Raw genomic sequence first — 13,829 nt, 5'->3', positions numbered from 1 at the left:
ACTAGGATTTGGCAAAAGGTTAGTAGTACTACCCTGTGCTCGATGGCAAGCCTAGTACGGCTCCCCTAGAGCGAATTGGCAACGGTGCTAAAGGACAGGGCAGGTAGTAGCACCACACAAAAAAGCGAGGTGATAGTCTAGTTACTATCACCTCGCTTTTTTGTGTGGTGCTACTACAGGGCCGCTACAGCCGCTTCAATGCGCTCGGCAGTTTCCTGGGTGCCCAAGATGCTCATGATGTGCATCAGGTCGGGGCCAGCGGCAGCGCCAGTTACGGCTACGCGTAAGGCCTGCAGTACCTGCCCAATTTTGATGCCCTGGCGCTCTAGCACTTGCGTAAGCAGTGCTTTGATACCATCGGGGGTAGCGTCGGCACTGGTTGGCAGCTCCTTGGCAAACTCGGCCAGCGCACCGGCTACCTGAGCATTCCACTTCTTGCTGATTACCTGCTCATCATAGCTAGTCGGGCGCGTGAAGAACAGCTGAGCTTCCTTGGCTAGGTCGGCTGGGAAGGTAGCCCGCTCTTTCACTAGGGCCGCAATTTGCTCGGCCTTATCGGCGGGTACTTCCTGGCCTTGCTCCTGCAGGCTTTCGGTGAGGTAGCCCGCCAACTCAGTATCAGATTTTGCTCGCAGATACTGCTCGTTGTACCACCGCACCTTGTTCTGATCGAAGCGGGCTGGCGACTTGCTCACGCGCTCAATCGAGAAGGCATCAATCAACTCGGGCATGGTGAACAATTCCTGCTGAGAGCCGGGATTCCAGCCCAAGAAAGCTAGGAAGTTAATGAATGCCTCGGGCAGGTAGCCACTTTCACGGTAGCCACTGCTCACGGTTGGAGCACCAGTTTCTGCATCTTTACCGTGCCATTCCAGCGGAAATACGGGAAAGCCAAGACGGTCACCATCGCGCTTGCTTAGTTTACCAGTGCCATCGGGCTTCAGCAAGAGCGGCAAGTGGGCAAACTGCGGCATGGTGGCTTCCCAACCCAGGTAGCGGTACAGAAGCACGTGTAAGGGAGCCGACGGCAGCCATTCCTCGCCCCGAATAACGTGGGTGATTTCCATCAAATGGTCATCCACGATGTTGGCTAGGTGATACGTCGGCATACCATCCGACTTCATCAGCACTTTGTCGTCAATGGAAGAGGAGTGTACTACCACCCAACCCCGAATCAAGTCGTTGAAGCGTACTTCCTCCTTACGGGGTACTTTCAACCGAATAACGTACGGGCCCCACTGTCTAACAACTGCTTTACTTCCTCAGCCGGGAGGGTCAAGGAGTTGCGCATTTGCGCCCGGGTAATGCTGTTGTACTGCGGGTTTGGCACCTTAGCCGCCGTCAAGCGGGCCCGCATGGCGTCTAGCTCCTCGGGGGTGTCGAAAGCATAGTAGGCCGAGCCGCTGTCGATAAGCTGCTGAGCGTATTGCATGTACATTGGCTTTCGCTCGCTTTGGCGATAGGGGGCGTGCGGGCCTCCTACCCAAGGGCTTTCATCTAGCTCAATACCGGCCCACTCCAGGCTTTGCCGAATATAGTCCTCAGCACCTGGCACAAAGCGGTTTTGGTCGGTATCTTCAATGCGGAGCAGCATCTTACCGCCCAGCTTACGAGCAAGGAGGTAGTTATACAGCGCGGTGCGCACGCCGCCAATGTGCAGCGGCCCGGTGGGGCTGGGCGCAAAACGCACCCGTACTTCTCTTTCCATAATACAGTCAGTTCGCCGCGTTATCGGGATAGAAAAACGCGCCGCAAAGGTAGCTAATTAGCGGGGGAGGGCGAAGGATAGTTATTCTATCACCAGCCCATACTTTCCTAACAGGCCTGGCAGGCTCTGCAGGGCAAAACGCGCTTGTTTTACGTCGTTTAGTTCTGGATCTAGGACTACGCCCTGCGCCGTCAGAAAATCAGCGCCAACCAAAGAAGTCTGGCTAAAAACAGTTCCGCGCAGGTGGCACTCCTGAAATAGCGCGCCGGTGAGGTTGGCGCGGGTGAAGTCAGCCTCTTGCAACGAGCAGCCTATAAAGCGCGTGTTCGGCATCACTTTGCCCCAGAAGGAAGCGTAGTCTAGCTGACACTTGTCAAAATGGACATCGAAGAGCATGTCGCGGCAAGCCGTAAACTGCAAACCTAGCAGCTTGCACCCATCAAATGCTACATTCTGCATGCTGGTATTGGCCACCGTAGCGCCGGCAAGGTTGCAGTTCTCAAACAAGCACTCACTAAAACGGCGCCCCGACAAATCGGCTTGGCTCAGGTCGAAACCGATAAAGTGGTATTGCTCAAACTCCTGCTGGCCTACTAATGTGGGGGGCAATACCCGCGTCAGCACGTTATCCGGTGGAAACTGATCGGGCTTGCGCAATGGCTTGGCTGCTTTACGTGGAGAGGATCGGCGCATTATTCGCGGTTTTTGAAGCTCAGCCACAGAATGAGGCCCAGCACGGTAGCGCCACCTTTGATAGCCCATGCCACGGTGGAGCCCCACGTATAGATCCAATCTAGTAGCGGAAAATGGAAGTTAGCCGGTAGTAGGAGCGGCGCAGCAATAGCTATGAGTCCCGCAAAAAACAGAAAGATACCTAGCTCTCTCATCGGTAATAGGTGATATAAGAATGCTATAGAGGTAGTGGCTGGCGAACTATACCTGCTGTTGCAGCAAGCTAGCTGCCCGAAAGCGTATAGTTCGCCACCTTGCTAGTGTTGGGCTACGGCAATACAGGAAATTTCCACTTGCACATCTTTAGGCAAGCGGCTAACCTCTACCGTTTCGCGGGCCGGAGCATAATCAGCCTCAAAGTAGCTGCCGTATATTTCGTTGATTAGGCCAAAATTGCCGAGGTCCTTTACAAAGATGCTGCACTTCACTACGTCCCGTAAGGTGAGGCCAGCAGCTTGCAGCACGGCCTGTAGGTTGCGCATTACTTGATGCGTTTCTTGCGCTACGTCGCCTTCGCCAACCAACTGACCAGAGTGAGGGTCAAGCGGGATTTGACCAGAAACGTACACGGTATCACCAGCTTGTACGGCTTGGCTATACGGCCCAATAGGGGCGGGCGCCTGGTCGGAATACACTACAGTGTTGGGCATAGAAGCAAGATTAAAGGAAAGCAAATGAGAAAGCCAAAGTAAGAGGAAATTCTCCGGCCGTATGGTATACCCAAAATAGGAATTCCATAGAAAGAAGAAGGCCGTTCCGGGATACCAGAACGGCCTTCTTCTTTCTATGGAATCAATTATTCTACCGTTACCGACTTAGCCAAGTTACGGGGCTGGTCTACGTTGCAGCCGCGCATAACCGCAATATGGTAGGAGAGCAACTGTAATGGCACTACTGAAACCAGGGGCGTTAGTGCTTCGCTGGTAGCAGGTACCTCAATCACAAACTCTGCCATGGGCGGAATTACGGTGTCACCCTCAGTAACTACGGCAATGATGCGGCCCTTACGTGCCTTTACCTCCTGAATGTTGCTTACTACCTTCTCATACGAGCTATCCTTGGTAGCAATAACAACCACCGGCATGTTTTCGTCGATGAGTGCGATAGGACCGTGCTTCATTTCAGCAGCAGGGTAGCCCTCTGCGTGGATGTAGCTAATCTCCTTTAGCTTAAGCGCGCCTTCTAGTGCTACAGGGAAGTTGTAGCCTCGGCCCAAGTACAGGAAGTTGGAAACATCCTTGAAGATCTCAGAAATCTGCTCAATCTCTGTGTTCAGCAACAGCGCTTTCTCCACTTTGGCCGGGATGGTAGCAAGCTCCACCATCAACTCCCGCAGTCTAAGGTCGGTGAGCGTACCACGCTTATGACCCACAATCATGGCCAGAATCGTGAGCACGGTAACCTGGGCCGTGAAGGCTTTGGTAGAGGCTACGCCAATCTCGGGGCCAGCGTGCGTGTAGGCACCCGCGTCCGTAGCACGTGCAATGCTGCTACCAACTACGTTGCAGATACCAAAGATGGTAGCTCCCTTGCTCTTCGCTAACTCAATAGCGGCGAGCGTGTCAGCCGTTTCTCCAGACTGAGAAATAGCAATTACGATGTCTCGCTCTGTGATGATGGGGTTTCGGTAACGGAACTCCGAAGCGTATTCTACTTCTACCGGAATACGAGCTAGGTCTTCGAGCAAGTACTCTGCTACCAAGCCCGCATGCCACGACGTACCACAAGCCACAATAATGATGCGGTCGGCGTTCATAAACTTGCGCTCGTAGGCCCGCACACCTCCCATGTTCAGGTGGCCAGCTTCCAACTCCAAGCGGCCCCGCATAGAGTCGAGAATAGAACGAGGCTGTTCGAAGATTTCCTTGAGCATGAAATGCTCATAGCCACCTTTCTCAATGCTATCAAGTGCTAGCTCCAGCTTCTGGATATACGGCGTCTGCTGTACGTCTTCCTTGGTACGAATGTCCAGCTTGCCGTCGCGGATTACTGCGATTTCGTAGTCATTTACATATACTACCTCGTTCGTATACTCGATGATGGGCGTAGCATCCGAAGCCAAGAAGAACTCGCCTTCTCCAACTCCAATCACGAGAGGAGAGCCTTTGCGGGCGGCAATAAGTTGATTTGGCTCGTCTTTGCTCAATACTACAATGGCATAAGCGCCTACTACCTCATGCAAGGCAAGACGAACGGCCTCTTCTAAAGAGCAGTGGTTCTGCTTCTGAATTTCCTCAATCAGATTACCGAAAACTTCCGTGTCGGTATCAGAATGAAACTCGTGCCCTTGCTGCTGTAAGTGCGTCTTCAGGGCCGCATAGTTTTCAATGATGCCGTTATGGATAATGGCAATGCGCTCCGATGTAGAGTAGTGGGGGTGAGCGTTTACGTCGTTCGGCTCGCCATGGGTGGCCCACCGTGTATGACCCATGCCAATATTGGCGTGCGTATCCTTATCAGAGATAAAGGCCTCTAGTTCGGCTACTTTCCCTTTTTTCTTATATACGCTAAGCTGTCCGTTGAGTAGAGCTACCCCTGCCGAGTCATAACCACGGTACTCTAGGCGACGCAGGCCTTTGATGATGATAGGGCAGGCCTCACGGTGCCCAATGTAAGCGACAATTCCGCACATATTAAGTAGGTTGTGTCAGAGCGAAAATTTCTTGGGGAAAAGCAAAATCGGGCGGCAACGGCAAAAGCCGTGCCGCCCTTTTCAGATGGGCCGTAATAGCCAGTGTTTAGCTTATTGGAGGGTAGAGTAGTAAACGCGCAACTTAATGCCTCCGTTAGAGCTTGCGTCTAGGAGCGAGCGGTTTAGGGTTAACGAGGTATTGCTACGTAATACCGGAGAAAGTAGCAGCCCGCTAGGTAAGTCGCCGTTGAGCCTATTGGTTAAATAAGCTTGGATATACTCCGTCATGTTTAGGGAGTAGTACTGCGGCTCTAGCCCGAGGGGGAATGTAGCACTAGCCGGATACCCAATGCCAGCCGGGGAAATACGGACACTGCTATTGGGCAATGTTCCTTCTGCTTGTACTAATCTCTCAGCGGTAGTAGCACCTACCGTGCGTTCCAATACCTTGTTCTGATTGTCTACTTCGTACAAGTATACATTTGGAGCATAGGGGAATAGCCCGTTGCTATACTGCCGAATGGGAATTAGTAACTCAGCTCGGTTAATTACCCGATTCGTATTCGACTTTAGAGCCGACAAACCTTGCAACTCAATACGTGTACCAAGAGCTACTCCTTCTTGCAAATACGTGTAGGGGAAGTCAGAAGTAGGCACTACCTGCGCTCCAGGAGAATTGAGGGCCGCCAAACGCGTACCGCTAAAGTCGGTGGAGAGCTGAGTAAAGAACTTTGCATCCGCTGCTGTTGCTGAAGGTGCATTGCCGAATAGGATGTTGTAGACAATGGGGCGTAGCTTCGCTCCACTTCTCGTACGACCTTGGTAATAAAAGGCGATTCGAGTTTCGTTGGTGCGGTTGAATGCCACAACATTGTCCTGAAAACCAGCCGTAGGACCAAGTGCAAGACCACGCAGGATAGTGTTGATCTTATCCTGATTGAAGCCGGTAGCCCTTTGCGCAGAGAACAATGCATTAGCCAGCGCTGCCGTCTGCGGAAAGTTAAGTAGCGGTATGCGCACTACCCGATCCGGTACCGTAGTAGTAATTACGGTAGTTGTAGTATCGGTAGTGGAGCTAGCAGCAGTACGGGTCTTTACCTGACGGTTTCGGTTCAAAGAACCGGCAAAGCCAGATAGCAATGCGGTGCTAGTCGGTACCGATGATTCAGAGTTGTAAGCAGTGCGCTCACCAAGAGGTTGTTGGAGCTGAAACAAGTCTAGACGGACAGGCTGGGTAGCCGTACCATATACTTGGTTAAACCCAAGATGCAGTACTACCGAATCTAGCTTTACATCCGTGAAGTTCGTTGCCAACAACGAGTCAGGAGAGCCAATTTGTGCATTCAGGAATGCCCGGGCAGTCGTAGTGCCTACGTTAGCATCCCGCACGCGCCCCACCAGAAAGTGGGAGGCTTGTGCTGTTTGCACTGGGGCCTGCCGCGAGGTTGTAGCGGGCAGGGTTATGTCTTGGTATTGCGTTGAGATAGGGGAGGTGCCCGGAAGCTCTAACCCCAAATCGTTGGCTTTCTCGCACCCTGTGGCAAGGCCAAGAAAAGCAGCAACGGATAGAGAAACCGACGTGAGTCGGATGGCACTAGCTGGCCAGTTCATTATAGAGAGCGTAGTAAGAAGTCAGCAGGTTTTCATCGGCGCCTACCTGCCCAATTTGTTTTTTCTCCGAGTACTCCGAAAATAGCGTATTCAGGTTCTCACTGAAATCTTCGTCCGACTTCACAACCGAATCAGAGTACTCCATTCCTACCTTAATGAAACCACCAAAGTCGGCTGATTTCAGAGCGGCCAGCATTTCATCGTCAATGTCCAGCATCTTCGCTTTCTCAATGATGTCGCCCTCAAACTTGTGGTCGAACTCATTGTTGTAGATGGTAAACACCGATTTAGCGTCCTTGAAGATGGGGTCTTTCTTGTACGTTGTCTTCAGGTACATCGGAATCAGGCCTGTCATCCAGTCGTTGCAATGCACGATATCCGGTGCCCAGCCTAGTTTCTTTACTGTTTCCAACACACCTTTGCAGAAGAAGATGGCGCGCTCATCGTTGTCGGCGTGGAACTTGTCGTTCTTGTCTACCAACACCGATTTACGGTGAAAGTAATCTTCGTTGTCGATAAAGTATACCTGCAATTTGGCATTTGGAATGGACGCCACTTTGATGATAAGCGGCTTCTCATCTTCGCCAACGGCAATGTTGATGCCTGACAAACGTACTACTTCATGCAGCCGGTTTTTACGCTCGTTGATGATGCCGAACCGGGGCACGAAAATGCGGATTTCCATCCCCATTTCCTGCATTCCCTGCGGCAGCCGCCGCAAAAACTCCGCTACCTTGGTCGTTTGCAGAAACGGATTGATTTCCGTGGCAGCATAGAGTATTCTCAACTTGGACATACTAGGTCAGTTGGTGTAAATGGGAGAGGGCAACACTTTGGGATGCACAAAATTAAACATTTTTGAGGGAAAATTCAACCCTACCTACCCGACTACTCGCCGAATAGGCCATTTACTTCTATGGAGATACTGAATACCGCTACTGCGTTGCAAGCCCGCACGGAAGAATGGCGGCGCGCCGGGCAGCGCATTGGACTAGTGCCCACAATGGGAGCATTGCACGAAGGGCATTTGCAACTGGTGCGTGCTGCCGCTCAAGAGTGCGAGGTGGTAGTAGTGAGTGTTTTCGTGAATCCTACCCAGTTCAACAACCCCGATGATTTTCGCTTGTACCCGCGCCTGCCAGAGGCAGATGCAGAGTTGCTAGCTCCGGCAGGATGTACAGCGTTGTTCTTGCCATCGGTAGAGGAAATGTATCCTCAATCAACGGTACTCCAGTTTAGCTTTGGTAAACTGGAGCAAGTGATGGAGGGTACTCACCGCCCGGGTCACTTCAATGGTGTAGCTACTGTAGTCAGCAAGCTATTCCACATGAGCCGCCCTCACCGAGCCTACTTCGGACAAAAAGATTTGCAGCAGGTAACCATTGTACGCCAGCTCATTGCTGACTTGTCGTTCGACTTGGAGTTGGTGGTGTTTCCAACCGTGCGCGAAGCCGATGGGCTGGCAATGTCATCACGTAACCGGCGTTTGTCAGCAGAAGCGCGGGCCGTAGCCCCCCGTTTGTATGCTGCCTTGCAACTGGCCGCCCAACGTAGTACTGCCCGAGCTGTTTCCCCAGAGGAGGCGCGGCAGGCTGCCCTAGATTATTTGGCCGCAGAACCTGCAATTGAGGTAGAATATTTGGAGGTGGCGGATGCCCGTACGCTGCAGCCTGTGACGGAATGGCAGGAAACCAAAACCGTTGCGCTGTGCTTAGCTGCCCACCTGGGCGGGGTGCGCTTGATTGATAACTTGGTAGTGACGCTTTAAAAGCCGCTCAGTGTTAAAAACAGATTCGGGCGTTAGGTCTGCGCACTGCACTGGCCTTGGTGCTGTTGCTTCTTGGTACACGTGTAGCTTCTGTATCTTTACGGCCTTTCTGCCACCCGCTTCTTACTCACATGCACATAGAAGTTCTTAAGTCTAAAATCCACCGTGTAAAGGTTACGCAGGCGGAGCTCCACTACGTAGGTAGCATCACAATTGATGAGGACCTGCTGGACGCCGCTAACATGGTGGAAAATGAGAAAGTAACCATTGTGAACATCAACAATGGAGAGCGTTTCGAAACCTATACAATCAAAGGTGAGCGGGGCTCGGGCATGATTTGCCTGAATGGACCTGCGGCTCGGCGCGTGGCTGTTGGCGACATTGTCATCATCATCTCCTACGCCCTGATTGACTTTGCCGAAGCGAAGGCGCACAAACCCACTATTATTTTCCCCGACCAGCATAATCGGCTAGGGTAATTCTCTACCTGCAAAGGCCAATCGCGAGTTACTTTAGCCCAGCTTAAGCCCGAGCCACATCCAACCACCAAGCAGAGCACGTGAAGCAGCTGTTGACTATCCTCAAATATGCCTTGCTGCTGTCCGTATCGGGGCTGCTGATGGGGTATGCCATGCAAGGCCAACCCCTAAGTGACATTGGGGCGCGGATGAAAGAGGCCGACTATTCTTGGTTGGCAATTACTATGGTACTGTCGGCGCTGGGGTACTTCAGCCGGGCCTACCGGTGGAAAATGCAGATAACCCCCACCGGACACACGCCTTCCTACTGGGACGTGTATCATGCGATGATGGTAGGCTACCTGGCGAACTTGGTACTACCGAGGATGGGCGAGGTGATTCGGTGCTCCGTGTTGCAGCGCACTAGTAAGGTGCCTGTGCAGGTAGCACTGGGTACCGTGGTAACGGAACGGGTGATAGACGTGCTGGTACTGCTAGGCTTACTAGGAACCACGCTGCTGCTCGACTTCAACCGCTTCTGGATTTTCGTCACGGATAAGATACTAGCTGGTCGCCTCGATACGCTGGAGCGTAATCGCACGCCGTTGCTGATTGCCGGGGTTATTATCCTCTTACTACTGGCTGGTTTGGCATATACCCTGTTTCGCAACTTGGAGCGTCTGCGACAAAATGCTTTGTTTAACAAGGTAGTGCTACTTATTAAAGGGGTGTTGTCGGGGGTATTTAGCGTCCTAAAAATGGAGAACAAATGGCTCTTTTTGCTCCATACGTTCTTCACTTGGGCAGTATACTACCTGATGGACTACTTGGCCTTCTTCTGCTTTCCGGCTACGTACGATTTGGGTATGCGGGCGGGTTTGGCCGTACTCACTTTCGGTGCCTTTGGTATGGCTGCTCCCGTAGCGGGCGGTATTGGTCCTTTCCACGTGATGGTGCAGGGCATTCTGCTGGCGTATGGTGTAAGCAAGGAAGCTGGCATTACTTACGCACTAGTTGTACACGGCTCCCAAACGCTCCTCGTCGTTTTGATGGGTGGTATCAGCTTTGTGGCCAGTATGATCAAATCGGGCAAGGTGGCCCGGCGGATAGTGCCGGCCCCTGTTCTTACCGTAGCAGCAGATGTGGACTAAAGACAAAATACGCTCCCTGGCCGAACTGCTGCCAGTGGTAGCGGAGTGGAAGTTGGCAGGCGAAAAAGTAGTGTTTACTAACGGCTGCTTTGACCTCCTACACTTAGGCCACGTCGACTACCTAGAGAAAGCTCGCCACCTCGGCGACCGGCTTATTGTAGGGCTTAATACAGATGCTTCGGTAAGCTGCTTAAAGCCTGGGCGGCCCTTGCAAGACGAAGTGTCACGGGCACGGGTCTTGGCCTCTCTTTTGTTTGTGGATGCCGTAGTTCTCTTCGGTGAGCAAACCCCTTTGACCCTGATTGAAGCCATATTACCCAACGTCCTAGTTAAGGGGGATGACTATACCATCAGTGGAATTGTAGGCCACGAAATAGTGTTACAAAACGGCGGGCAGGTCCTGACCGTACCACTCGTAGCTGGGTACAGCACCACGCGCATCGTTGAGCAAGTACTTCGTACTGCGAAGTGAAGTAGAAATGAAGTGAGGAGGGAGATGTACCCGAGTCAACGTTTCTACTCGGTTCGTTGCTCCATCACTTAACTCTCTCTACTCCACACCATGTATTACAACTCAAGTCCTATTTACCTCATTGTCATCTTGGCAATGGTAGTAAGCTGGCTGATCCAGTGGCGCCTGAAAAGCAAATTCAGCAAGTACGCCCAAATTGGTTTGCAGTCTGGCCTGTCAGGTCGGCAAATTGCGGAGTTGATGCTTGCCGACCACGGCATTACCGATGTTCGGGTAATTAGCACGGAAGGTCAACTAACTGACCACTACAACCCCGCCGATAAAACTGTAAACCTAAGTGAGGCCGTGTACGAGGAGCGTAGTGCAGCTGCTGCAGCTGTGGCAGCTCACGAGTGCGGCCACGCAGTGCAACATGCCACGGCATATAGCGCGCTACAGTTCCGCTCGGCCATGGTGCCTGCGCTCAGTGCCGTTTCTAAGTTCATGCCTTGGATTCTACTAGCCGGCGTGTTCATGATCAAGACCACACTGATTCCACTGGGGTTGGGTATTGTGCTATTCTCGCTGACTACCTTGTTTTCCTTTGTAACCCTGCCTGTAGAATTCGATGCTTCAAAGCGGGCTCTTGCCTGGATTGATAAGCGGGGTATCGTAACACCACAAGAACACGCCATGGCAAAGGACGCACTGTGGTGGGCTGCCATGACCTACGTAGTAGCAGCTATTAGCTCCCTAGCTACACTATTGTACTACGTAAGCATCTTTATGGGTAGCCGCGACCGTCGCTAATCGGTACTGCTCCTCTTAGGCACTTCAGCATACAGACTGCCGCTCCCATTCTTCGGGGCGGCAGTTTTGCGTATCTGGGCGGCCCTTGGGCGCGTACCATCAAGCCAATCCAGCGAACTTCCTATCCGTAATAGGATGTTGCGGAGAAAAGAAATTCGGCATGCGCACTTTTTCTGCGCGGGCTAAAACGTAATTTTGAGCGTGGCCGCCCACCGGCCAGTAGAGAATATTCCCACCACCCCACCCTTTTCACATGGATTTTCAGCTCACTGAAGAACAATTGGCTGTGCAGGCCGCCGCTCGTGATTTCGCTCAAAATGAACTTTGGGCCGGTGTTATTGAGCGTGATGAACACCAAAAATTTCCTGCCGAACAAATCAAGAAAATGGGGGAGCTAGGCTTCCTCGGTATGATGGTTAGCCCCGAATATGGCGGCGGAGGCATGGACACGGTGAGCTACGTGCTGGCTATGGAGGAAATCAGCAAGGTAGACGCCTCCTGCTCAGTTATCATGTCCGTAAACAACTCCCTTGTATGCTGGGGGCTTGAGAAATACGGCACCGAGGAGCAGAAGCAAAAGTACTTGACGCGCCTCACTACGGGAGAGATAATAGGAGCCTTTGCCCTTTCTGAGCCCGAAGCTGGATCGGACGCTACCAGCCAACGCACTACGGCGGAAGACAAGGGAGATTATTACCTACTAAACGGCACCAAAAACTGGATTACGAACGGTACCACGGCCTCCGTATACCTAGTAGTTGCCCAAACAAACCCTGAGCTAAAGCACCGCGGCATCAACGTGCTCATCGTGGAGAAGGGGATGGAAGGCTTCCAGACGGGGCCTAAGGAAAATAAGCTCGGCATTCGTGGCTCCGACACGTGCTCTTTGCTGTTCAACGACGTGAAGGTGCCGAAAGAAAACCGCATTGGGGACGATGGCTTTGGCTTCAAATTCGCCATGCAAGTTCTAGCTGGCGGCCGTATTGGTATTGCTGCCCAAGCGCTTGGTATTGCCTCGGGTGCGTATGAATTGTCTTTGAAGTATGCCAAGGAGCGTAAGGCTTTTGGTGTTCCTATTTCGCAGCACCAAGCTATCCAGTTCAAGCTCGCGGATATGGCCACCAATATTGATGCTGCTCGCTTGCTCTGCTTACAAGCTGCTCACGACAAAGATGCGCATCAAGATTATGCTAAATCCGGTGCTATGGCCAAGCTCTTTGCTTCAAAAACTGCCATGGACACGGCCGTTGAAGCTGTACAAATTCATGGTGGGTATGGCTTTGTAAAAGAATATCATGTAGAGCGATTGATGCGTGATGCCAAAATCACGCAGATCTACGAGGGAACCTCTGAGATTCAGAAAATTGTAATCTCACGCGAAATCCTAAAGTAAGTTTAGAATAGCCTAAAATTCAGAAATATTGCATTAAACCCAGTCGAAAAACGACTGGGTTTTCGTTTTTGTGAATTTTTATATGTTATTTTGCATTACGTAAGTCGGAGGTACTATTTCCTTTGTTTATGAAGTGCACCCAAACCACCCAATAGATGGAAGATTATAATAAAGTGATAGAGTCGCTTGGTGTGCGATACATCAAGGCGAAAAATTTAGTGTTGCAGCAGCCGTTTACGGTACGCAACTCCTATGACGTTGGCAACAACCTGATTTTGTTGCACAAAGGACGGATTTCTTTTGGTGATGAGGAGCAGGTGGTAGAAGAGGGGGAGATGTTATTTATTCCCGGTGGCCGTGCTACAAAAGTTACCTATGGTGAAACTTCCTCGAAGAGTATCACCAACGACGACCTCATTAGCAATAAGGACAAGTTTTTCCATTCCAATATGGATCTTGACCTCATTGGTGATGCTGAAGAAAGCCATTCCTTTGTAAGCTTCGAAGCCAAGGTGTTCGATTCAGTGAACTTCTTTGCTTCACTGGACGTACCTGCGTTCCTTATCTCGAACAACTCCAAGCTGGCTAACCTCATCATTAAGGTGGTGGAAGAGAGCTTGCAAGAATTGCCAGGTCGGGAGCGTCTCATCACAATCTACACCGAGAACATCGTAGTAGAGATTGTGCGCTACATCCTAAAGAATAAGATGTTTGTGGAGCAGCTGGCTACCAACAGCACCTACTTCAAGGACCCTCGCCTCATTGATCTTTTCAACTACATCAAGGAGAACATCGGCGGCGACTTGTCTAACAAGGTGTTGTCGGGAGTGGCTAACGTGAGCGAGGACTATGTAGGTCAGTACTTCAAAATGCTGACCGGTATTAACCCGCAAGACTACATTGAATACCAGCGCATGGAGCGTGCTGTATTCCTGCTCCGCACTACCAAGAAAAGCATCCGCGACATTGGTAAGGAAGTAGGTTACAAGGACACAGCTTATTTCTGCCGCCGTTTCAAAATGATGTTCGGAATTCCAGCTGGCAAAATGCGCCGCCGCGAATCCGCCATGAACATCTAACTGATGCAGGACTGCTTCTGGGTAAAGAAGTAGGAA

Annotated in this window: 13 protein-coding genes and 1 pseudogene; 7 read left to right on the top strand and 7 right to left on the bottom strand. The window is 51.6% G+C overall.

The genetic code is table 11. The annotated features are described in order from the left end of the window. Positions 1-173 precede the first annotated feature (173 nt). The 7 genes and pseudogenes from gltX to VI25_RS16200 form a co-directional block, all read right to left on the bottom strand. A pseudogene (gene gltX / locus VI25_RS16230) lies at positions 174-1,708 on the bottom strand (glutamate--tRNA ligase). An 81-nt stretch (positions 1,709-1,789) separates the two neighbouring features. Beyond that, on the bottom strand, positions 1,790-2,401 hold the full coding sequence (locus VI25_RS16225; RefSeq protein WP_052695460.1) for a pentapeptide repeat-containing protein: 612 nt from the start codon (positions 2,399-2,401) through the stop codon (positions 1,790-1,792). Continuing rightward, on the bottom strand, positions 2,401-2,595 hold the full coding sequence (locus VI25_RS24800; RefSeq protein ID WP_045689870.1) for a hypothetical protein: 195 nt from the start codon (positions 2,593-2,595) through the stop codon (positions 2,401-2,403). Before VI25_RS24800 ends, VI25_RS16225 begins: the two co-directional genes overlap by 1 nt. 102 nt (positions 2,596-2,697) lie before the next feature. Then, positions 2,698-3,090, bottom strand: a complete 393-nt coding sequence (locus VI25_RS16215; protein ID WP_045689869.1) for a RidA family protein — start codon at positions 3,088-3,090, stop codon at positions 2,698-2,700. Positions 3,091-3,236: 146 nt separating this feature from the next. Beyond that, a complete protein-coding gene (gene glmS / locus VI25_RS16210; RefSeq protein ID WP_045689048.1) occupies positions 3,237-5,072 on the bottom strand; it encodes a glutamine--fructose-6-phosphate transaminase (isomerizing) in 1,836 nt (611 codons plus the stop codon). Between the two features lie 111 nt (positions 5,073-5,183). Further along, a complete protein-coding gene (locus VI25_RS16205) occupies positions 5,184-6,683 on the bottom strand; it encodes a DUF4270 family protein (protein WP_045689047.1) in 1,500 nt (499 codons plus the stop codon). Next, complete coding sequence (locus VI25_RS16200; RefSeq protein WP_045689046.1) at positions 6,667-7,479, bottom strand: glycogen/starch synthase; 813 nt, start codon at positions 7,477-7,479, stop codon at positions 6,667-6,669. The genes VI25_RS16205 and VI25_RS16200 overlap by 17 nt, the downstream gene beginning before the upstream one ends. A gap of 120 nt (positions 7,480-7,599) precedes the next feature. On the opposite strand from VI25_RS16200, the gene panC reads away from it, so the two are divergent. From panC to VI25_RS16165, 7 genes are all read left to right on the top strand, one after another. After that, complete coding sequence (gene panC, locus VI25_RS16195; RefSeq protein WP_045689045.1) at positions 7,600-8,451, top strand: pantoate--beta-alanine ligase; 852 nt, start codon at positions 7,600-7,602, stop codon at positions 8,449-8,451. A gap of 131 nt (positions 8,452-8,582) precedes the next feature. Further along, positions 8,583-8,930 (top strand): aspartate 1-decarboxylase, encoded by a 348-nt coding sequence (gene panD / locus VI25_RS16190; RefSeq protein ID WP_045689044.1) that lies wholly within the window; start codon positions 8,583-8,585, stop codon positions 8,928-8,930. Between the two features lie 80 nt (positions 8,931-9,010). Beyond that, positions 9,011-10,060, top strand: coding sequence for a lysylphosphatidylglycerol synthase transmembrane domain-containing protein (locus VI25_RS16185; RefSeq protein ID WP_052695302.1), 1,050 nt, complete (start codon positions 9,011-9,013; stop codon positions 10,058-10,060). Beyond that, a complete protein-coding gene (gene rfaE2 / locus VI25_RS16180; protein ID WP_045689043.1) occupies positions 10,050-10,532 on the top strand; it encodes a D-glycero-beta-D-manno-heptose 1-phosphate adenylyltransferase in 483 nt (160 codons plus the stop codon). Before VI25_RS16185 ends, rfaE2 begins: the two co-directional genes overlap by 11 nt. 90 nt (positions 10,533-10,622) lie before the next feature. Further along, entirely contained in the window at positions 10,623-11,321 is a 699-nt protein-coding gene (locus VI25_RS16175; RefSeq protein ID WP_045689042.1) for a zinc metallopeptidase, read from the top strand. Positions 11,322-11,574: 253 nt separating this feature from the next. Continuing rightward, the gene (locus tag VI25_RS16170) at positions 11,575-12,714 is read left to right on the top strand and encodes an acyl-CoA dehydrogenase (RefSeq protein WP_045689041.1); all 1,140 of its coding nucleotides are present in this window, start codon (positions 11,575-11,577) and stop codon (positions 12,712-12,714) included. Positions 12,715-12,869: 155 nt separating this feature from the next. Beyond that, on the top strand, positions 12,870-13,793 hold the full coding sequence (locus VI25_RS16165) for a helix-turn-helix domain-containing protein (RefSeq protein ID WP_045689040.1): 924 nt from the start codon (positions 12,870-12,872) through the stop codon (positions 13,791-13,793). Positions 13,794-13,829: the final 36 nt, after the last annotated feature.

Origin of the sequence: Hymenobacter sp. AT01-02, assembly GCF_000961955.2 — a bacterium.
In the GTDB taxonomy this organism is placed as follows: Bacteria; Bacteroidota; Bacteroidia; order Cytophagales; family Hymenobacteraceae; genus Hymenobacter; species Hymenobacter mucosus.
This window is presented reverse-complemented; position numbering and strand designations above follow the sequence as displayed.

Bases quoted from the DNA above. Each gene is read 5' to 3' on its own strand.
- VI25_RS16225 (WP_052695460.1), bottom strand. From the start codon at position 2,401: ATGCGCCGATCCTCTCCACGTAAAGCAGCCAAGCCATTGCGCAAGCCC.
- VI25_RS24800 (WP_045689870.1), bottom strand. From the start codon at position 2,595: ATGAGAGAGCTAGGTATCTTTCTGTTTTTTGCGGGACTCATAGCTATT.
- VI25_RS16215 (WP_045689869.1), bottom strand. From the start codon at position 3,090: ATGCCCAACACTGTAGTGTATTCCGACCAGGCGCCCGCCCCTATTGGG.
- glmS (WP_045689048.1), bottom strand. From the start codon at position 5,072: ATGTGCGGAATTGTCGCTTACATTGGGCACCGTGAGGCCTGCCCTATC.
- VI25_RS16205 (WP_045689047.1), bottom strand. From the start codon at position 6,683: ATGAACTGGCCAGCTAGTGCCATCCGACTCACGTCGGTTTCTCTATCC.
- VI25_RS16200 (WP_045689046.1), bottom strand. From the start codon at position 7,479: ATGTCCAAGTTGAGAATACTCTATGCTGCCACGGAAATCAATCCGTTT.
- panC (WP_045689045.1), top strand. From the start codon at position 7,600: ATGGAGATACTGAATACCGCTACTGCGTTGCAAGCCCGCACGGAAGAA.
- panD (WP_045689044.1), top strand. From the start codon at position 8,583: ATGCACATAGAAGTTCTTAAGTCTAAAATCCACCGTGTAAAGGTTACG.
- rfaE2 (WP_045689043.1), top strand. From the start codon at position 10,050: ATGTGGACTAAAGACAAAATACGCTCCCTGGCCGAACTGCTGCCAGTG.
- VI25_RS16175 (WP_045689042.1), top strand. From the start codon at position 10,623: ATGTATTACAACTCAAGTCCTATTTACCTCATTGTCATCTTGGCAATG.
- VI25_RS16170 (WP_045689041.1), top strand. From the start codon at position 11,575: ATGGATTTTCAGCTCACTGAAGAACAATTGGCTGTGCAGGCCGCCGCT.
- VI25_RS16165 (WP_045689040.1), top strand. From the start codon at position 12,870: ATGGAAGATTATAATAAAGTGATAGAGTCGCTTGGTGTGCGATACATC.